This window comes from Actinomadura geliboluensis, assembly GCF_005889745.1.
GTDB lineage: Bacteria > Actinomycetota > Actinomycetes > Streptosporangiales > Streptosporangiaceae > Spirillospora > Spirillospora geliboluensis.
Genome location: NZ_VCKZ01000158.1, coordinates 1 through 18,507, shown reverse-complemented (window position 1 = coordinate 18,507; position 18,507 = coordinate 1). Strand labels below are relative to the sequence as shown.

General features: G+C 73.7%; 19 protein-coding genes. 6 read left to right on the top strand and 13 right to left on the bottom strand.

Going from position 1 to position 18,507, the window contains the following annotated elements; translation table 11 throughout:
- Positions 1 to 736, top strand: a 736-nt coding sequence (locus ETD96_RS21565) for an amidase family protein (protein ID WP_240807976.1), incomplete at its 5' end; no start/stop codon positions are given.
- 32 nt (positions 737 to 768) lie between these two features.
- Here ETD96_RS21565 and ETD96_RS21560 read toward each other — a convergent pair.
- The 5 genes from ETD96_RS21560 to ETD96_RS21540 all read right to left on the bottom strand — a co-directional run bounded on the left by ETD96_RS21560 (position 769) and on the right by ETD96_RS21540 (position 5,912).
- Positions 769 to 1,530: a glucose 1-dehydrogenase gene (locus ETD96_RS21560; RefSeq protein ID WP_138638277.1), complete on the bottom strand. Its 762-nt coding sequence runs from the start codon at positions 1,528 to 1,530 to the stop codon at positions 769 to 771.
- A gap of 76 nt (positions 1,531 to 1,606) precedes the next feature.
- Positions 1,607 to 2,182 (bottom strand): TetR/AcrR family transcriptional regulator, encoded by a 576-nt coding sequence (locus ETD96_RS21555; RefSeq protein WP_205719383.1) that lies wholly within the window; start codon positions 2,180 to 2,182, stop codon positions 1,607 to 1,609.
- Positions 2,183 to 2,269: 87 nt separating this feature from the next.
- Positions 2,270 to 2,968, bottom strand: coding sequence for a deoxyribonuclease V (nfi, locus tag ETD96_RS21550; RefSeq protein WP_138638276.1), 699 nt, complete (start codon positions 2,966 to 2,968; stop codon positions 2,270 to 2,272).
- 44 nt (positions 2,969 to 3,012) lie between these two features.
- Entirely contained in the window at positions 3,013 to 4,176 is a 1,164-nt protein-coding gene (locus ETD96_RS21545) for a serine hydrolase domain-containing protein (protein ID WP_138638275.1), read from the bottom strand.
- 86 nt (positions 4,177 to 4,262) lie between these two features.
- The gene (locus ETD96_RS21540; protein WP_171069160.1) at positions 4,263 to 5,912 is read right to left on the bottom strand and encodes a bifunctional lysylphosphatidylglycerol flippase/synthetase MprF; all 1,650 of its coding nucleotides are present in this window, start codon (positions 5,910 to 5,912) and stop codon (positions 4,263 to 4,265) included.
- Positions 5,913 to 6,075: 163 nt separating this feature from the next.
- On the opposite strand from ETD96_RS21540, the gene ETD96_RS21535 reads away from it, so the two are divergent.
- Together ETD96_RS21535 and ETD96_RS21530 are read left to right on the top strand one after the other, a co-directional pair.
- Entirely contained in the window at positions 6,076 to 6,531 is a 456-nt protein-coding gene (locus tag ETD96_RS21535; protein ID WP_138638273.1) for a flavodoxin family protein, read from the top strand.
- A 70-nt stretch (positions 6,532 to 6,601) separates the two neighbouring features.
- Positions 6,602 to 6,901 carry a Dabb family protein gene (locus ETD96_RS21530; protein ID WP_138638272.1) on the top strand — a complete coding sequence of 100 codons (300 nt, stop codon included), beginning with the start codon at positions 6,602 to 6,604 and terminating at the stop codon, positions 6,899 to 6,901.
- 113 nt (positions 6,902 to 7,014) lie between these two features.
- Here ETD96_RS21530 and ETD96_RS21525 read toward each other — a convergent pair whose 3' ends face one another.
- Together ETD96_RS21525 and ETD96_RS21520 are read right to left on the bottom strand one after the other, a co-directional pair.
- Positions 7,015 to 7,245, bottom strand: a complete 231-nt coding sequence (locus tag ETD96_RS21525; RefSeq protein ID WP_138638271.1) for a hypothetical protein — start codon at positions 7,243 to 7,245, stop codon at positions 7,015 to 7,017.
- A 361-nt stretch (positions 7,246 to 7,606) separates the two neighbouring features.
- Positions 7,607 to 8,275 carry a TetR/AcrR family transcriptional regulator gene (locus ETD96_RS21520; RefSeq protein ID WP_138638270.1) on the bottom strand — a complete coding sequence of 223 codons (669 nt, stop codon included), beginning with the start codon at positions 8,273 to 8,275 and terminating at the stop codon, positions 7,607 to 7,609.
- Between the two features lie 131 nt (positions 8,276 to 8,406).
- Between ETD96_RS21520 and ETD96_RS21515 the strand changes: the two genes are divergently transcribed.
- Positions 8,407 to 8,994 (top strand): HAD family hydrolase, encoded by a 588-nt coding sequence (locus tag ETD96_RS21515; RefSeq protein ID WP_138638269.1) that lies wholly within the window; start codon positions 8,407 to 8,409, stop codon positions 8,992 to 8,994.
- Here the strand turns inward: ETD96_RS21515 and ETD96_RS21510 are convergent.
- Positions 8,975 to 10,324, bottom strand: coding sequence for an MFS transporter (locus ETD96_RS21510; RefSeq protein ID WP_138638268.1), 1,350 nt, complete (start codon positions 10,322 to 10,324; stop codon positions 8,975 to 8,977). The genes ETD96_RS21515 and ETD96_RS21510 overlap by 20 nt on opposite strands.
- Positions 10,325 to 10,376: 52 nt before the next feature.
- Here ETD96_RS21510 and ETD96_RS21505 point away from each other — a divergent pair, with 52 nt between their 5' ends.
- Positions 10,377 to 10,946 carry a TetR/AcrR family transcriptional regulator gene (locus ETD96_RS21505; protein ID WP_138638267.1) on the top strand — a complete coding sequence of 190 codons (570 nt, stop codon included), beginning with the start codon at positions 10,377 to 10,379 and terminating at the stop codon, positions 10,944 to 10,946.
- Positions 10,947 to 10,968: 22 nt separating this feature from the next.
- Here the strand turns inward: ETD96_RS21505 and ETD96_RS21500 are convergent, their stop codons facing one another.
- Complete coding sequence (locus tag ETD96_RS21500; protein WP_138638278.1) at positions 10,969 to 11,799, bottom strand: SAM-dependent methyltransferase; 831 nt, start codon at positions 11,797 to 11,799, stop codon at positions 10,969 to 10,971.
- Positions 11,800 to 11,992: 193 nt separating this feature from the next.
- On the bottom strand, positions 11,993 to 13,063 hold the full coding sequence (locus tag ETD96_RS21495; RefSeq protein WP_138638266.1) for a hypothetical protein: 1,071 nt from the start codon (positions 13,061 to 13,063) through the stop codon (positions 11,993 to 11,995).
- 100 nt (positions 13,064 to 13,163) lie between these two features.
- Here ETD96_RS21495 and ETD96_RS21490 point away from each other — a divergent pair, with 100 nt between their 5' ends.
- Complete coding sequence (locus ETD96_RS21490) at positions 13,164 to 13,829, top strand: aminoacyl-tRNA hydrolase (RefSeq protein WP_138638265.1); 666 nt, start codon at positions 13,164 to 13,166, stop codon at positions 13,827 to 13,829.
- A 48-nt stretch (positions 13,830 to 13,877) separates the two neighbouring features.
- Here ETD96_RS21490 and ETD96_RS21485 read toward each other — a convergent pair whose 3' ends face one another.
- Genes ETD96_RS21485 through ETD96_RS44955 form a run of 3 tightly spaced genes read right to left on the bottom strand, consistent with a single transcriptional unit; the run spans position 13,878 to position 18,378 of the window.
- The gene (locus ETD96_RS21485) at positions 13,878 to 16,394 is read right to left on the bottom strand and encodes a M14 family zinc carboxypeptidase (protein WP_138638264.1); all 2,517 of its coding nucleotides are present in this window, start codon (positions 16,392 to 16,394) and stop codon (positions 13,878 to 13,880) included.
- A 54-nt stretch (positions 16,395 to 16,448) separates the two neighbouring features.
- Positions 16,449 to 17,141: a hypothetical protein gene (locus tag ETD96_RS21480; RefSeq protein WP_138638263.1), complete on the bottom strand. Its 693-nt coding sequence runs from the start codon at positions 17,139 to 17,141 to the stop codon at positions 16,449 to 16,451.
- A 28-nt stretch (positions 17,142 to 17,169) separates the two neighbouring features.
- Positions 17,170 to 18,378, bottom strand: coding sequence for a hypothetical protein (locus ETD96_RS44955; protein ID WP_171069159.1), 1,209 nt, complete (start codon positions 18,376 to 18,378; stop codon positions 17,170 to 17,172).
- Between the last annotated feature and the right edge of the window lie 129 nt (positions 18,379 to 18,507).

Here is an 18,507-nt window from a genome sequence, read left to right as displayed (position 1 = left end):
TGGGCCGGCCTCCCTAACACAACACGGATCTTCGTGCGCAGCGCCCGCGAAAAGGCACGCATCACTGCGACGGGCCTCGTCAACGCCGACCTGGTCACCCAATTCGACCTGCCTGACCACGAGCAACATTTCCTTCCGGACGGCGTTCGGCGTCAGCGGGAAGCTCGATCCGGAGATCCGGGCGGCGGTCGAGCGGCTGGCCCGGAGGCTGACCGACCTCGGGCACAAGGTGTTCCCGGCCGATCCCGATTACGGGCTGGTCGGGCTCGGGCTCATTCCGCGCGGGACGGCCGGCGTCGCCGACTGGCTGGACTCGCTGCCGAATCCGCGGCCCGAACCCCGGACGGAGGTCGAGGCGCGCATCGGACGCGTCGTCGGGAAGCGGCTGCTGCCGCTGGCGAAGAAGATGGACCCCCATCTGCGGCGGAAGGTCGGGCGCATCTTCCAGACCGCCGATGTGGTGCTGACGCCCACTACCGCGCAGCCGCCGCTGCGGGTGGGTGCGTTCGACGGGGCCGGCTACCAGAAGACGCAGTCGGGAGTTGCCGCGGCCTGCCCTTACGCGTGGACGTGGAATGTGCTCGGGTGGCCGGGAGTGAACGTCCCGGCCGGGTTGACCAAGCGCGGTCTGCCGATCGGGGCGCAGCTGCTCGGGCACGACTCCGACGAGGCGACGCTCATCTCGCTGGCCGCGCAGTTGGAGGCCGTCGAGGGGTGGACCGAGCGGCGTCCGTAGGGGAGGTGGGCCGCCTCCGGGCGGCCCGTCTCTCAGTAGCCCGCGCCCGTCAGCATGCCGCCGTCGACCAGGACCTCGCTGCCGGTGCAGTAGGACGAGTCGTCCGACGCCAGGTAGACGACCAGGCCCGAGACCTCCTTGGACTTGGCCATGCGGCCGAGGGGGAGGGAGTTCAGGAACGCGTCGGCGCTGTCGGCCTTGGCCGCGATGATGTCGTCCTGCATGAACAGCGGGGTGACGACGCCGCCGGGGTGGATGGAGTTCACCCGGATGCCGTACTCGCCGAGCTCGCGCGCGGCGGACTTGGTGAGGCCGCGGACGCCGAACTTGCTGGCGCTGTAGGCGGCGAGCCCGGACGCGCCGATGAACCCCTCGGTGGACGACACGTTGACGATCGAGCCGCCGCCGGCCTCCCGCATCGGCGCGGTCACCGACTTCACGCCGAGCCACTGGCCGACGAGGTTCACGTCGAGGATCTGCCGGAACTCGTCGAGGCCCATGTCCTCGATGGTCTTGTGCCGGATGATCCCGGCGTTGTTGACCAGGACGTTCAGCGCGCCGAACGCCGACGTCGCGGTCTCGACGGCGGTCTGCCAGTCGTCCGGCGACGTGACGTCCATCCGGACGAAGCGGGCGGCGTCGCCGAGGTCGGCGGCGAGCTTGGCGCCCTCCTCCTCCAGGACGTCGCCGAACACGACCTTGGCCCCCTCGTCCAGGAACCGGCGGACGTGCGACTTGCCCATCCCGCGCGCACCACCGGTGATCAGCGCCACCTTGCCGTCCAGCTGACCCATCAACGCTCCTCGTCGCCCGTAAGCCTGCGGCTAACCTAGCGAACGCTTGGTCAACCGAACAAGGCGGCCCCGGGCGTCAGGCGCGCAGCCCGGTGAAGAGCAGGGTCAGCATCCGGTCGGCGTACGCGGCCGGGTCGGGGGTGCGCTCGGACGCCACCCCGATCGCGTTGGTGAGCCGGAGCAGGTCGCGCGGGTCGATCTCGGCCCGGACCGCCCCCGCCCGCTGCGCCCGCGCCAGCAGCCGGCCGAGCGCGTCGCAGATCGCCGCCGCGGCGGCGCCGAGGCCGGTGTCGGCCCACTCCGCCGACATTGCCTCGATGATCACGGTCGAGGTGCCGCGCGGGGTCGCCGCGCCCGCGAGGTAGCTGCGCAGCCAGCGGCCGAGGGCGGCCTCCGCGCCCGCCGGGTCCGGGTCGGAGAGCAGTTCGTCGGCGTGCGCGAGGAGCCCGTCGATCCGCTCCCGCAGCACGGCGTGCAGCAGCGCGTCGCGGGTCGGGAAGTGCCGGTACAGCGTTCCGGACCCGACCCCGGCGCGCTTGGCGATGTCGTCGAGGGAGGCGCCCGTGCCGTGCTCCATGAACGCGGTCCGGGCGGTCGTGATGAGCCGTTCGTAGTTGCGGCGGGCGTCGGCCCGCATCGGGCGGGTGTCCATGGGCACCGTCCAGCGATCTGGCGGACGACCTGCGGTGGTCACCGCCTTGCGTTGGGGACGAGCCTGCCACCTTCCAGGGCGGACGCGCTACCCGTCGCCGTGCCGGGCCAGCGCGTCCCGGGACAGCCGGTCGGCCCGCCGGGTGGTCTCCGGCAGCCGGTACTCGGGGGTGAGGGCCAGGACGTGGCGGCACGCCGTGTCGAGGTCGACGCGGTGCCCGACGGACACGAACACCGGCTTCACGCCGTCCCGCGTGCGCAGCACCCGCCCCACGACCTCGCCGCCGTCCACCAGCGGGCTCGCGTCGCCGCGCCGCGCGCCCGGCTGCTCGTAGGAGCCGACGAAGGCGGTCTTCCCGACGCCGATGGACGGCAGCCCGGTCAGCACGCCGAGGTGGCACGCGAGCCCGAACCGGCGGGGGTGCGCGATCCCGAACCCGTCGCAGACCAGCAGATCGGGCGTGGTCGTGAGGCCGCGCAGCGCATCCAGCAGGGTCGGCAGCTCACGGAACGCGAAGAGGCCCGGGACGTAGGGGAACGCGGCCGCGCCGACGGCCACCGACTCCTCCAGCACCTCCAGGGTGGCGGCGTCCAGGACGACCGCGGCGGCGGCGAGCCGCGTCCCGGTGCCGCCGCCGTCGCCCGCGTAGGAGACGTCCAGCCCCGCGACCGTGCGCGGCGCGGCCGGGCCGGGGACGTCCAGTTCCAGCAGCGGGCGCAGCCGGTCCTGGATCGCCTCGGCCTCCGCGGCCGTGGCCGGCCAGTCGTGCAGTTCCCGTACCACCATGCCCCGGACGCTACCGCCCGCCGGCGGCGCGGGCAGCGCGGCCCTCAGGACAGGGACGCGTACGCCGCCTCGGTCAGCCGGAAGGCGCGCAGGTCGCCGGTCGCCTGGTCGCCCATCAGGTTCGGCAGGTAGGCGAGCGCGAGCCCGGCGTCCGGGTCGCCGAGGCCGATGGACCCGCCCGCGCCGGTGTGCCCGAACGCCGTCGCCCGCGCCGCCTTCGGGACGTAGTACGTCTGGGCCGGGCGCATGAAGCCGAGCCCGAACGCGCTGTCGATGAGGAGCGTCCGGTCCGGGCCGCTGACGCGCGGGCGCATCGCCTCGCGCAGCGTGTCCGGCCGCAGGACGCGGCCCGCCACGAGGTCGCGGTAGAACGCGGCGAACGCGGGCGCGGTGGCGAGCATCCCGGCGGACGGCCAGCCCGCGCGCAGCACGACGGGGTTGTTGAAGCCGCCCTTGCCCGGGCTGGGGTTGCCGAGCGACCGGTTCATCGCGCTGTCCGGGTCGCCGTACGCGGCGGCGAGCCGGGTCAGCAGGCCGCGGTCCGCGGTGCGGGGCGTGTCGGCGGCGCCGCGCCGTCCCGCCGACAGCTTCGCGGCCCGCTCGATCACGTCGTCGGGGGCGCCGATCCACAGGTCGAGGCCGCCGGCGAACTCGTCCTTGACGAACGCGCCGACGGTCCGGCCGCCGTGCCGCCGGACGATCTCGCCGGCGAGCCAGCCGTAGGTCAGCGCGTGGTAGCCGTGCGCCGAGCCGGGCTTCCACTCCGGCTCCTGCGCGGCCAGCCGCGACGCGAGCGCGGCGGGGTCCGCGGCCTCCTCGGCCGACACCGGGCCCGCGAACGCGGGCAGCCCCACCTGGTGCGACAGCAGGTGCGCGGCAGTGGCGCCGTCCTTGCCCGCGGCGCCGAACTCCGGCCACCAGTCCGTGACCGGGCCGTCCACGTCGTAGGCGCCGCGCTCGGCGAGCAGCATCGCGGCGGCGGCCGTGACCGCCTTGGTGCAGGAGAAGCCGAAGCAGGGGGTGTCGGGCAGCCACGCGCGCCCGGTGCGGCGGTCGGCGGTGCCGCCCCACAGGTCGACGACCTTGCGGTCGCCCGCGTACACGGCGACGGCGGCGCCGAGCTCGCGGCCCTCGGCGAAGTTCTGCTCGAACACCTCCCGGACACCGGCGAACGCCGGATCGCAGTGCCCCTGCACCACAGTGCTCATGCCGCATTCCTCTCCACGGGGACTCCATAGAATCACGTTCTAGGATTCCCCGCCGAGGGAGCGCCCGTGCCCGAGCCCGGCGCGCGTCAGCGGCCGAGGTGGTGCACGGGCTGCGTCACGGGCTCCGCGGCAGGATGCGCCGCGCCGGTGCGGCCGAACTCCAGCGTGAGCAGGGCGGCGGCCAGCTGGACGATGTCGAACCACGAGCGGAACGCGACGTTGCGCGGCTTGTAGGACGGCCGGAACTTCTTGTTGAACAGGTACAGCGACTCGACGGCGATCCAGGGGTCCAGCAGGTGCAGCGCCTGGTACCCGGCCTTCTCCAGCAGGCCGCGCTCGTCGTTGTCGAGCAGCTCGCGGAACGCCGCGAAGTTCAGCGAGACGACGCCGTGGCCGTGCTCGGCCGCGTACTCGATCATCTCGACGATGAGGCGCTCGTTGACGCCGTTCGGGCCGCCGGGGCTGCGGCGCATCGCGTCGAGGCTGATGCCCTGCCCGGCGGCGACGTAGCGCTGGAACGCGATGGGCTCCTTGTCCTCGCCGTAGGCGATCGCGACGACGGCCCCCGGGTGGTAGCCGGTGAGCAGCTCGTCGAGGTTCATGGAGAACCCGCGCTCGGCCGCGCCGCCGAGGGAGCGGGACGCGACGTCCAGCAGCCGCTCGCGCAGCGCGGGCGTCAGCTCCCGCTCCGGGACGATCCGCGTCGTGACGCCCGCGTTCTCGGTGCGCTTCACCGCCTGCCGCACGTTGCGCATCCGCCGCCCGGCCAGCGTGAACTCCGCGGGGTGGACGACGACCTCGTCGCCGAACCCGATCGTGCGGCACGGCCCCCAGGCGGGCAGCAGCTCGTCGCTCGCGCCGAGGACGGCCGGGCGCCAGCCCGTCGTCCGGCACATCGCGAGGAACGCGCGGACGGCGTCGGAGTGCGAGCCGGGGTCGCCGACCGGGTCGCCGCCCGCCACCGCGACGCCGAACAGGACGCGGTAGCCGATCGCGGCCCGGCCGTCCGCGCTGAACACGTACGCCTTGTCGCGGCGCAGCGCGAACGGGGCCAGGGTGTCCGACCCGGGATGCGCGACGAGGCCCGCGACGCGGCGGCGCTCGCCCTCGTCGCCGGGCGGCGGCGCGGGGTCGGCCGCGAGCAGCGTGGTGACCAGGACGAGCAGCCCGGCGGCGCCCGCGAGGCCGAGCACGCCGGGCAGCCAGGACGCGCCGTCCAGCGGCGCGCCGGTGGCGCCGAGCCCGGCGGCGACGGCGCCGACCGACCGGACCGACACGCCGCCGAACAGCAGCGAGCCGGCGATCGCGGCGATCACCAGGAACGCGCCCGTCTTCACCGCGGTGCGGACGCGCTCCTGGTGCGGGCGCACCGGGAACCGTTCGCGCTCCAGCCACAACGCGCCGAGGACGGCGCCGAGCAGCGGCAGCCGCCACAGCGGGTCCTCGCCGGTGACGACGGCGAGCAGGCCGAGGACGACCAGCACCGCGAGGCCGTACCAGGCGGCGCGGCGGCGCAGCAGGACGCCGCGGGCGACGAGGGCGAGCGCGATCGCGATCGCGATGGCGTGCGCGGGGGCGAGGGGGCTGCCGGTGACGATCCGCGACAGCCGGCCGAGCCATGCCGGCGTGCCGTGCAGCGCGGGCACCGCGATGAGCACGGCGACGAGCGCCGCGGCCGCCGCCAGCGGCCAGACGGGCCGGGCCGACGCGGGCGCGGCCGATTTCCCTGGTTCCACGAAGGACACCTCCGCTGAGCCCCCAACCAAGATCCTTTGGAACTCATTCCCCGGGCCGGACGTTCTTCATCCCTCAACCGCAGCCTACGGCTCGCGCGGCCGCCCCGGAATGGCCGGTCTCCCCCGCCGGGAGGCGGCGAACCGTGTCTATAGGCTCGTGGTGATGAAGAGGTTGCTGCTCGTCCATCACACACCGTCACCGTCCGTGCAGGCGATGTACGAGGCGGTGCGCGCGGGGGCGTCCACCGACGAGATCGAGGACGTGGAGGTCGTGTCCCGCGCGGCGCTGGCGGCGACGGCCGTGGACGTCCTGGAGGCGGACGGCTACCTGCTCGGCACGCCGGTCAATCTGGGCTACCTCTCAGGGGCGCTCAAGCACTTCTTCGACCAGATCTACTACCCGTGCCTGGAGGAGACCGTCCGGCGCCCGTTCGGGGCGTACCTGCACGGCAACAACGACGCGACCGGCGCCCTGCGCGCGCTCGACTCCATCACCACCGGGCTGCGGTGGAAGGCCGTCCAGCCGCCGGTGGTGGTGACGGGCGAGCCCGGCAAGGCCGACCTGGAGGCGTGCTGGGAGCTGGGCGCGATCACGGCCGCGGAACTCGGCCAATTCTGAGCGGCCCCCGCTGAGCACCGGCCGCCGCGTCCGCCCGGACGCCGGGGCGGCCGGCCGATAGTTTTCCCGCATGAGTGGTTTCCGTCATGTGGCGATGTTCAAGTGGGTCGAGGGCACGACGACCTCCCAGCAGGACGAGGTCGCGGCGAAGCTGCGCGAGCTGCCCGGCCGCATCCCGGAGATAGCGGCGTTCAGCGTCGGCGCCGACGCGGGCGTGAACCCGGGCGCCTACGAGTTCGTCATCGTCGCGGACTTCGCCGACCGCGACGCCTACCTCGCCTACCGCGACCACCCCGACCACCGCGCGGTGGTGGACGCGTTCATCACCCCGATCACGGCCGAGCGCGCCGCGATCCAGTACGAGCCGTGACGCAGAGTAAAACCGAGCAAGCGCTTGTGCCTGAATGGTTTTCGGGTTAGTTTCAGCAGAGACGCCCGCTGGGAACGGATCGCGCCCCGTTCCCGGCGGGCGGCATCCTGCGGTCACCCCCGGTGCCGGAAATTCATGATCTCGTCGCGGAGCTGCTGCGGCGTCGCCGCCTCCAGCAGCCGCGGTCCGTCACGCAGCGGAACCATCGCCCACCACGACCCGGTCGCCTCGCCGAACCAGACGCGCACTCCCGGAAACTGCTCCTGGAGGCCGCGCGCGGTGGCGGCGCGCATGGCCGCGGGCGTGGGCTCGTCGCGGCCCGAGGCGCCCCGTTGAGCCGTCATGCCGCCCTCCCCCCGTAGATGTCTCCAGTAACAGCGTCCCCACGGACCAATGCGTCACCCCTACTCGGCAATTTGTGACTAAGCACACTATGGGGGTTGGCGACCGCCCACAGTGGGATACCGCGCCGGATGTGCTCGAACGGATGTATTCGGGGAGATCCGCACGCCGCCGCCTGCCGGACGGCCGACCGGAACCGGGCGACGACAGCGGAGGACGGCGCCGCCGCGACGCTCGTCACGAGGCCCGCTCGGAGGCAGCCGTCAGCGGCCGCCGGTGCCCGTCCGCGAGCCCCGGGCGTCGCCGAGGCGACCACGGCGGCGGTGCCCGCGGCGGGACGCGGTGCGGCCCGGCCCGAACCGTCTAGTGCAGGTTGATGCCGTCGAACATCACCTTGAGGTAGTGCTCCGCCAGGCCCTGGGCGTTCAGGCGGCCGCCCGGCCGGAACCAGCGGACCGCGACCCACACGGTGTCGCGGATCATCCGGTAGGTGAGCTTCGGGTCGAGGTCGTGCCGGAACAGCCCCTCCTCCTGGCCGGCCTGGAGCGTGTCCACCCACATCTTCTCGACCTCGTCCTCGGACTTGATCAGGTAGGCGAACCGGTCCATGCCCTTGAGGTAGTTCCAGTCGTTCTGCATCACCGTGATGGCGGCGCGGTGCGGCTCCAGGGTGCCGAACGCGACGCGGACGAGCCCGGCGATGGTGTCGCGCGGGTTGCGGCCCTCGGCGATCACCGACTGGTAGGAGGCCATGATCTCGTCGAAGAAGCCGGACAGGATCTCGTCCACGATCGACTCCTTGGAGTCGAAGTGGTGGTAGAGGCTGCCGGACAGGATGCCCGCCTCGTCGGCGATGTTGCGGACGGTGGTGGCCTGGAAGCCCTTTTCCGCGAAGAGTTCGGCGGCGAGTCTGACGAGGTGCTCGCGACGTTCCGACGCCAAGGCGGGCGAGCCCCTGCCACGGCGGCGGGAACCGCCCTCGCCCGTGGCACGGGTTCGGGATCGTCCGGACTTAGCGCTCGTGGTCGTCACCCTCTCATTATGCCGTGCCCGCCCAACCGCTTGCTCGATTAGCGCCGCCGCCCCAGGTTACGGCCAATACCAAGCGCTTGCTACGTCTGCGGGCGCGGGGATCCGCGGCGGGGCCGCATAGGCTCGGGTCCATGGCCGATGTGATCGTGTTCGACCTGTACGGAGTGATCGCCCGAACCCAGACCCCCGAGGCGATCCGGCGGATCGAGGGGCTCGCGGGGGCGCCCGGCCCCGCGTTCTGGGACGCCTACTGGGCCTGCCGCCCCGCCTACGACGCCGGGCAGGAGAGCGCGGCCTACTGGGCGGAGGTCGCGTCCCGCCTCGGCGTGTCGTTCCCCGACGTCCCCGCGCTGGTCGAGGCCGACCTCGACAGCTGGACGGACGTGGACGACACCATGGTGGCGCTCGTCGGCGAGCTGGCCGACTCGGGCCGCACGCTCGGCCTGCTCTCCAACATCATCGGCGACCTGGTGCCGCGCTTCGAGGCCCGGCACGGCGCGCTGCTCGACCGCTTCGACGCGCTCGTCTACTCCTGCCACATCGGCGTCGCCAAGCCCGACCCGCGCGCCTACGAGATCTGCGCCGAGCGCCTCGGCGTCAAGCCCGGCGACGTCCTGTTCTTCGACGACACCGAGCGCAACGTCCGCGCCGCCCGCGAGGCCGGCATGCGCGCCGAGGTCTTCACCGGGCCCGACCAGGTCAGGGCTCTGGCCGGCTGACGCGCCGCGCCGGGCTCGTGACCTCGCCTTCCGTTCCGGGGCGTCCAGGCAGTGCGCCCGCGACCGCGGCCGTCGCCACCAGGAGGCCCGCCATCACCGCGAACGCGTCGGCGTAGTCGGAGGTCACGGCGACCAGCACGGCGAGGCCCAGCGCGGCTCCCGCCTGCTTCGTCGTGTTCATCAGGCCGGACGCGGCGCCGGCGTCCTCCCGGGGGACGCCGGCGGTGACGGCGTTGGTGATCGGGGTGTTGAGCAGCCCGCCGCCCACCGAGATGAGGACCGCGGGGCCGAGGACGTCCGTCAGGTAGGTGCCGCCGGGGGACAGGCCGCTCTGCCAGAGGAACCCCGCCGCGGCGATCAGCGACCCGATCGCGATCAGCGTGCGGTCGGACATCCGCCCCATGAGGCGTGGCGTCACGCGTAGCGCGACGGCCATGGTCAGCAGCGTGTGCGGGAGGAAGCCGAGCCCCGTCTCCAGGGCGCTCAGACGCAGGACGTCCTGCATCGACAGCGCCAGGAAGTACCACATCGGATTCAGGCACGCCCCGGCGAGCAGCATCGCCGCGTTCCCGGCCGCGACCGTGCGGAGCCGCAGCAGACCGAGCGGCAGCAGCGGCGTCCGGGCCCGCGACTGCTGGAACGCGAACGCCGCCAGCGCGGCGGCCCCGGCGGCCAGCGCGGGCGCGTTCCAGCCGCGCGTGACGCCGTAGGTGAGCGATGCGACGCCCGCGGTCGCCAGCACGGCGCCCGGCACGTCCAGCCGCCGCCGTCCGCCCTTCGCGTTCTCGATCAGCCGCGCGGGGAGCAGCGCGAGGACGCCGATCGGGACGTTGACGAGCAGGATCCAGCGCCACGACAGCGCGTCGGTGAGCACGCCGCCGACGAGGTTGCCGGCCGTCCCGCCCGCGAGGCCGACGGCCGTCCACGCGGCGAGCGCGCGGGGCCGGACGTCCTCGCCGAACGCCGTGGTCAGGACGGTCAGCGTCGCGGGCGCCAGGAGGGCGGCGCCGACGCCCTGGAAGGCGCGCGCCGCGACGAGCGGTCCCGGCCCGGCGGCCAGCCCGCCGGCCAGGCTCGCCAGCGTGAACAGGGCCAGCCCCGCGACGAACACGCGGCGCAGCCCGTGGACGTCGGCGAGCCGGCCGCCGAGCAGCAGCAGCCCGGCGAAGGGGAGGGCGTAGGCGTTGACGACCCACTGGAGGTCGGCGGGCGCGAAGCGCAGGTCCGCCTGGATGGACGGCAGCGCGACGTTCACCACCGACACGTCCAGCACGACCATGAACTGGGCGGCGCACGCCAGGGCGAGCACGGCTCGCTGCCGCGGCGTCATGAGGCTCCTCTGGTACGGACGTATCATTATGATACATCGGTACCATAAGGGCATGCCGAGGACCGCCGACCACGACGCCCGCCGCACGCAGATCATCGAGGGGCTCGTCCGCGTCGCCGGGCGCGACGGCCTGCACGCCGTCACCATGCGCTCGGTCGCGGCCGAGGCCGGGGTCTCGCTGCGGCTCGTCCAGTACTACTTCGAGACCAAGGCGCGGCTCATGAACGCGGCGCTGGAGCGGCTCGAACGGCAGAGCCACGAGCGGTGGGCGGCCCGCCTCGCCGGCCTGGACGACCCGTCACCGCGCGAGACCGTCGAGGCGCTGCTCGCCGAGGCGCTGCCGACCGACCAGGAGAGCCGCCTGTTCCACCAGGTCTGGACGTCCTACGCCGTGCTCGCGCAGACCGAGCCGTCGCTCGCGGAGCAGCCCTTCGTGGACGGCCCCGACCGCCTGGAGGAACGCCTCGCGCGGATCCTCGCCGGCACGTGCGAGGACCCGGCCATGGAGGCGGCGCGGGTGCTCGCCCTCGCCCACGGCCTCGGCACGAGCGTCCTGGCCGGGCGGCGGAGTCCCGAGTCCGCGATGCGCGTCCTCCGCCACCACCTGGACGAGATCTTCTAAGGCCCGCGGGCGGCCAGGGCGGCTAGGGCTTGCGGGCGACGCCGCCGAACGAGTCGATCGGCCGGGGCTCGCCGGCCTGGGGGAAGTCGGGCCGCCACAGCGGCGTCGACACCACGCCCGGCTCCAGCAGTTCCAGGCCCTCGAACAGCGCCTCGATGTACTCCGGCGTCCGCGCGTGATACGGAACGGTGCCGGCCTCCGCGCACAGCCGGAGCGCCTCGCCCCGGGCCGTGGCCTCGGCGGGCGTCCACTCGTCCAGGCCGAGCACGTTCGTCCCGTCGTTGATCGCCACGAGGCTGCCGGACGGCAGCGCGTCCACCAGCCGCCGGACGATGCCGGGCGGGTCGTCCTCGTCGGCGATGTTGCCGACGATGCCGAGCAGCAGCAGCCCGACGGGCTCGCTGAAGTCGAGCACGGCCCCGGCCGCCCGGACGATCTCCTCGGGCTCGCGGATGTCGGCCTCGATGTAGGAGCACGCGCCGCCCGGGACGCTCTTCAGCAGCGCCCGCGCGTGCGCCACCACCAGCGGGTCGTTGTCGACGTACACTACCCGCGCTTCGGGGACGTCGCGCTGCGCCACCTCATGGGTGTTGTCGACGGCGGGCAGCCCCGTCCCGATATCGAGGAACTGGCGGACGCCGAGGCCGGTCATGAAATGCACGACGCGGACCAGCAGCGCCCGCGACTGGCGCGCCACGTCCGCGATCTCCGGATACACCGCCGCGATCCTGTCGCCGATCTCGCGGTCCACCGGATAGGTGTCCTTGCCGCCGAGCCAGTGGTTCCACAACCGCGCCTGATGCGGTCGCGTCTTGTCGATGACAGGGCTCGGCCGGCCGGCGCCGTCGTCCATCATGAGACCTTCCCGCAGATGTCCGCGAACTTCCGCGCATCACCTTAGCCCCATTGTTGGTATGGGCGTCATTCGCGGACGAGTGCCGCCCATATCTGTCCACGGTATAAGCGGGAAGGAAGAATGGGATTTCCGAAAGAAACGAGTGGGACCGTCCGAAGAAGGGACGGTCCCGATGGCGGAGCGGCCGGAGTCAGTGCGGGGGCGGGAGCTCGGTGGCGGCCTCGGCAGCCTTGGTGAGGCGGTCGCGGAGGGTCCGCAGGAGCTCGTCGCCCTGCTCGGTGAGCCGCTCGATCGCCGGGAGGGCCAGGTCGTCGCGGACGGTCGAGGCCAGCAACTCGTCGTACTCGTGGGCCTTCTCGGCGATCGTCTCCAGGTGGCGCTGGGCGCGCAGGACCTCGTCCGCCGCCCTGGCGCGCTCGGCGTAGCGTTCGAGGGCCTCCACGCGGCGGGTCACCGCCGCGATGGAGATGTCCAGCTTCTCGCGCAGCGGGCGGAGCGCCGCCTCCACCTCGGGCAGCGTCGTCTCCCCGGCCATCTCGGCGTGGTCGGCGCGCAGCTTCGACTGCTTGGCGAGGACCTGGGCGATCTCCCACTCCTGCCGGGGCAGGGTGACCGCGTTGTCCACCGCGTCCAGCAGGCCCTCGCGGTTCACCGCGGAGTCGCGGACGGCGTCGATCGCCGCCTGGACGCGGGCCAGCAGCGCCCGGCCGTCGCCGTCGAGGTCGTCGGGCATGAGGTAGCGGTCGCGGCGCCGCTCCAGCTCGCGGGCGCGGCGCAGGTCCAGCGACACCGACGGGGTGCCGAGCGCGACCAGCACCGCGAGCATGCCGAGGCCGATCAGCCACAGCGAGCCGAGCAGCGGCGAGCCGAGCAGGCCGAGGGCGAGCACGGTCAGCGGCGCCAGCCACAGCAGCGGGCGGCGGCGGTCGACGATCGTGTCGAGTTCGGCGCGCAGGGTGGGGTCGGCGACCGGGCGCGGCTCGGCGGGGGAGCCGTCCTCGGGGGCGCGCGGCGGCGCCACCCGGCGCCAGACCGTGGAGACGTGCGTCTCGAACGCGAAGTCGGTCCGCGCGATCTCGATCTCGGTCGGGCCGGCGGGCAGCGGCCACGAGCCGACCGGGTCGCCCCCGCCGGGCCCGGTGAAGCGGACCCACCAGCCGCCCTTGCCGTCGTCGCATCTGTAGCGGCCGGGGGCGATGTCGATGCCGACGAAGTACGTCCCGATACCCGGTATGGAATCACTCCACGAGCCACTGGTCACCGGAGACCTCCCGTACCTGAACGACGTCCGGGGGACGGTAAGAGTTGCATTACCCACATCCGACCGGGGAAAGCCGGATCGGGTTTGGAATACTCCACGGGTGCGACCTGACTACGACCCTCTCGATGATCCGCCCTGGGCGATGCAGTTGGTGGTACGGGCCGAGAAGGCCGATCCGCCGGGGCACGGCGCGGTCTGCGAGGCGGCGGCGACCGCCGTCGTCCGGCTGCTCACCGACCCCCGCGCGGTCGAGGGCGAATGGCGGGACGCCGTGCGCGAATGGGAGTCCCGGCGGATACGGAAGGTGACGCGGCGGGCGCGGGGCGTGCGCTGGCCGGAGGCGGCGGCGCTGCCCGGCGTCACCGTCGAGCACGCCGGCGCGCAGGTGCGGGCGTTCCCGCCGGGCCCGGTGTCGGACGTCCCGCCGCAGCTGGCGAAGCTGCAGGTCGCGGGCCTCGACCTCGCGGACGGCGAGCCGGAGCCGGCGCCGGAGCCGCCGTACGCGGCGATCGCCCTCAACCCGGACGTGACGATCACGACGGGGAAGGCCGCCGCGCAGTGCGGGCACGCCGCGCAGCTGCTGCTCCGCCAGGGCCGCCGCAAGGACGTGGCGGCGTGGGTGGAGGCGGGGGCGGCCGTCCGGCTGGCCCGGGACGTCCCGTGGCGCGACTGCGTGAAGAAGGCGGCGGTCGCGGTGCGCGACGGCGGGTTCACCGAGGTTCCGCCGGGGACGATGACCGCGATCGCGTGGATCGTCCGCAAGTAGCGCCCTGGGGCGCGGCGTGCCGGGCCGGCCGGCACGCCGCGCCGCCGGTCAGGGCAGGGTGACGGCGACGGGCGCGATGCCCGCCGCGCGGATGAGGGACGGCAGGCGCCCGGCGAACGGGTGGTGGTCCACCGGCAGGCCCCGCGGGTTGTCGATCACGTAGTGGACCGTCCCGCCGGCGCGGGTCTCGGCCCAGGCCGCGCCGAGCGACCGCAGCACGGACGCGGCCTTCGCGGCGTCCGCCGCCTTCACCGACACGCGGATCGGCGACTCGTAGGACGGCAGCTCGGCGGCCTCCCGCACCGCCTTCGCCGTGCCCTGGGGCGCCGCGGCCGCCGCCGGGTCGGGGCCGAGGATCGCGTTGTAGAGCAGCTTGGCCGTGCCGTCGCTGAACGCGCGGAAGTTCGGCTCCGCCGCGAACAGCACGGAGCGGCCCGCGCCGACGGGCTGGTCGACGACCGCGGCGGTGCCGCCCAGCTCGGCCGCGCCCCGCTCGAACCCGGAGACGAACCAGTCGGGCGAGTCCGCCGGCGGGTACGCCGCGGCGACGCCGCTGGAGGCGTTCATCACCAGGTCGTAGGAGGTGAAGTTCCACGCCGCCGGGCCGACGCCCTTCGCCAGCGGGCTCGACCCGTCCACCTTCACCCGGAACAGCGTGCCGGGGATGTCGGACGTGGGTTCGGCCAGCGTCGCGGTCGTCAGGCCGAGCCGCGCGGCGAGCTGCGTCCCGCCCTGCCAGCCGATGTAGCGCCCGCCGTCGCGCGTCCACCGCTGGAGCGCGGCCCGGCCCGCGTCGCCGAGCGCGGTGTAGGCGGACGACGCCGGGCCGTCCGGCGTGACGAGGACCTCGATGCCGCCGAGCCTGCCCGCCGCGACGTCCGCCGGGGTGAGCAGGGTGAACGGCAGCTTCCAGTCGCGGTCGAGGCGGTGCCGCAGCCAGCCCGCCGACTGGCGCGCGGACGACGACGTCGCCGACAGCTGCAGGATGCCGAGCTTCGGCGCCTTCCCCTCATGGCCGGGACGGGGCGCGGGCAGCGGCGGCACCGGCACGGCGCTCGGCCGCAGCACGGCCCCGGACGACCCGCCGGCCACGTTGCCCAGCAGCGGCAGGCTCCACGCCGTCACGTCGTAGAAGTACGGGAACGGCGTGTAGGAGTCCTCGTTGAGCATGGCCTGGATCCAGTGCTTCTGGCCCTGCGCCATCGAGATCCAGTACGTGCCCGCAGGGAGGGTCGTCTTGGCCTCGGCGTGCCCGTACGCCTTGAAGTCCGGGACGGCCAGCGGCCGGACGAGCTTCTTGACCTGCACGCCCATGCGCTGAAGCCGCCGCACGATCTGCCGGACCTCGGCGCGCTTGGCCGGATCGTCGTCCCGCAGGAAGTAGCTCCGCACCTTCCGGTCGGGCACCGGACGGTCGATCGTGTTCGGCGGGTTGTAGATCTGGTTGGGCTCCAGCTCCCCGGCCTTGCCCTGCGCGTAGGCGTCCACCGTCATCTGGCGCCACTCCGTCAGGACGCGGTGCCGGTTGCGGGCGGCGGCCGACAGCGTCACCCACTGGGTGAGGTACTGCTCCTTCACCCGCTCCGGGTACGGGCTCCCGTCGCCCTTCTCGAACGTCATCCCGGCGGCGTGGAACGCGCTGGTCGGGACCGAGTCCCCGTAGCCCTGGTAGAAGAGGTCGTAGACGTCGCGGTTGAAGAAGTCGATGCCCCGCCGCGTGAACTCGGCGGCCATCGCCGCGCCGTACAGGTCGTTGATCCAGCCGACGGCCTGCTCGGGCGTCTCGTGGTAGATCGGGTCGGCGTTCGGCGGGAAGAAGTACGACGTCCCGCCCATCTCGTGCGCGTCGATGTAGAGGACCGGCGGGTACTGGTTCAGCATCGCCAGCTTGCCGTCGGTCTCCGGCTGGGTGCGCGCGAACCAGTCGCGGTTCATGTCGAACCCGTAGGCGTTCTGGCGGGTGTTCAGCTCGCGCCCGTCCGGGTTCTGCGTCGGCAGGACGACGACGAGCGCGTTGTCGAGGATCGCCGTCGCGGCGCAGTCCCGGCGGTCGCCGAGGTCGCGCAGCACCTTCAGCGCCGCGTCGGTGCCGCTCGGCTCGTCGCCGTGGACGTTGCCGCTGACCCACAGGATCGGGACGCCGCGCTCGGTGATCCGCTCGGCGAGCGCCTCCGGCGTGCGCGGGTCGCGCAGCCGCGCGGCCTCCCGCCGCACCTTGGCCAGCCCCGCCTTGGACAGCAGCGCGGGACGTCCCGCGATCGCGTACTTCAGCGGACGCCCCTGCGCGGACGTGGCGAGCGTCCCGGACACGACGCGCTCGCTCTTGGCGGCGACCGCCTCCAGGTAGGCGTCGGACTCGGCGGCGCTGACCGGCCGCTCGCCGAGCTCGAAGCCGAGGACCTGCTCCGGTGCCGGGACCCTGCCCCGGTAGACCGGCGAGGTCTGGGTCGGGTCACAGGCCGCCGCGGGGGCGGCGGGCCGTGCCGATGCGGGTGCCGCGAGCGCCGCGGGCACCGCGAGGGACGCCGCCACCACCACGGGCAACGCCAGTTCTCGGGCTCTCATGAGCCACAACGTGACATCGGGTGCGGGCGGCACCAACGGCAAGATCTGCCAAGATCAGTCGTGCTGCTCGGCGGGCGGCCGGGCCTGCTGCGACGGCGCCTGCTGGGGTGCCTGCTGGGGCGACGGCTGGGACGGCGACGGCTGCGCCGGCGGCGGGACGGGGCGCGGGCGCGGGCCGGTCAGCGCGACGGCGCGGTCGATCGCCTGGAGGGCGAACTCCTGCGTGCGGGTGAGCCCGCGCGGCCCGACGGGGGAGGAGCCGGGCTCGGCCGCCGTGCGCATGCCGGCGAGCTGGGCCTTCGCGCTGAGCCCGTACGACAGGAACAGCAGCACGACGAACGCCGCCAGGTAGAGCAGGTGCTGGATCAGGCCGCCCCACCGGCCGGTGAACACGTCCAGGACGGCGAACATCGCGAACCCGGCCATCCAGCCCGCCAGCGGCGGCACGAACAGCATGTCGCGGCGCAGCGCCACGCCCGCCGCCGCGCAGAGCAGCAGGAGCGCCTCGACGGCCTTGACGGCGACGACGACGCCGCTCGCCGGGCCGGAACCGAAGTAGCCCTCGGCCTCGTCCACCCGGTCGCCCCACAGCAGCACGCCGCTGGCCAGGACCGCCACCCCGTAGGCGAGGAGGAACACGCCGACCGCGTAGTGGAACCGGTGCCACGTCCGCGCGCCGCGTCCGAGGCCGCCCGCCGGCGCGGCGGCCGGGCCGGCTCCTGGCTGGGCACCCGCGCCCACCGTCATTGTCGCCCCCATGTTCCCGGTTCATGTACTACGCGCAAGATATCCCGGATAGGGTCCCCGGGACCTCCGAACGCGGGCCGCCCCCGCCGCCCGTCCCGGTGCCGCACCGCGCTGACCTGGCGATGTGCTTGCACCCGGGCCGGTGAAGCGGGAGGGTGAGTACCGTACACGTCGGGCCGCGCGGAGTCCGTGAGGAAGCAAGGATGACGCCTGACGATACGGGAACGGCCGCGCCGTCGAAGACGCGGATCGAATATCTGGAAGAGCTCGGGGGCGAGCTGGTCAAACGCGGCCTCCGGGTCCGGCTCACGCTGCCCCGCGGCCAGTCGCCGAGCCTGCACGTCCTGAACCCGGACGCGGCCGCGCTCACCGAGAACATCATGGCCGAGCAGGGCGCCGACGGCTGGTGGTACTGGTGGTCGTGGTCGGAGCGCATCGCCGCCGCCGACGACGTCACCACCGCGGCCGACCGCGTCGCCGCGCCAGCTCCTGCCCGTCGGTGGCCCGCGCGACATCGCCACCTACCTCCTCGACCTCTCCAAGCCCGACAGCCAAGCGTGGACGAAGCTGGGTGCTCGGCGTCGTAGGGTGCCAGCCCGCGGAGATCCTCGGCGGGGAACGGACGGACACGGAACTTGACGGTCGCGCCCTCGCTCTCGGTCTCCGCCGAGTAGCGGGCGGTGGCCTCCTCGCCCAGCCCCTCCACGATCTCGGGCCGGGCGGAGCTCCGCGCGAGGCCCGGCGTCTCGTCCATCTGCCGCAGTGCTTCGCTGATCGGCGACTGGAGCCGGCTCTCGGCGAGGGCGATGCCGACGTTGAGGACGCGCTCGTTGCGGAAGTCGCCGGTGCAGAAGTCGCACTTGGCCTTGCCGTCGTCCAGCGAGTACCACATGCAGCTGCCCGGTCCGCCCTGCCGGAAGAGGCCGCCCTTCTCGGCGTCGGGGTCGGAGCCGGGCGCGAGCCTGGCGGCCGTGGCCTTCGACACCCCGCAGTTGGCGGGCGGCTTCTTCACGATCCGGCCGGCGGGAACGGGGTCGGCGGTCGCTGGTGCGGCGGTCAGGGGCCCGTCGGAGATCCCGCCCGGCCCGGACCGCTGCGCGGCGACCGCGGTGACGGCGGCGGCGACGCACAGCACGAGCGCGAGCGCCGCGGCCACCGCCGCGCGCCGCCACTTGCGGTCCGTCCGCAACCGGTGCGCGAGACCGGTGGATTCGGGATCGGTATCGGGAGCGGGCATACGAACTCCAGGCCGGGGGCGAGTGCTGACCCCCTTGGAGTCCGCAGGGGAGGGAAAGGTTCCGCAGACCGGCGTCCGTTTTCGGCCACACCCAATCCCCAGACCGGCCGGGTGGGCGGTCAGCATGGG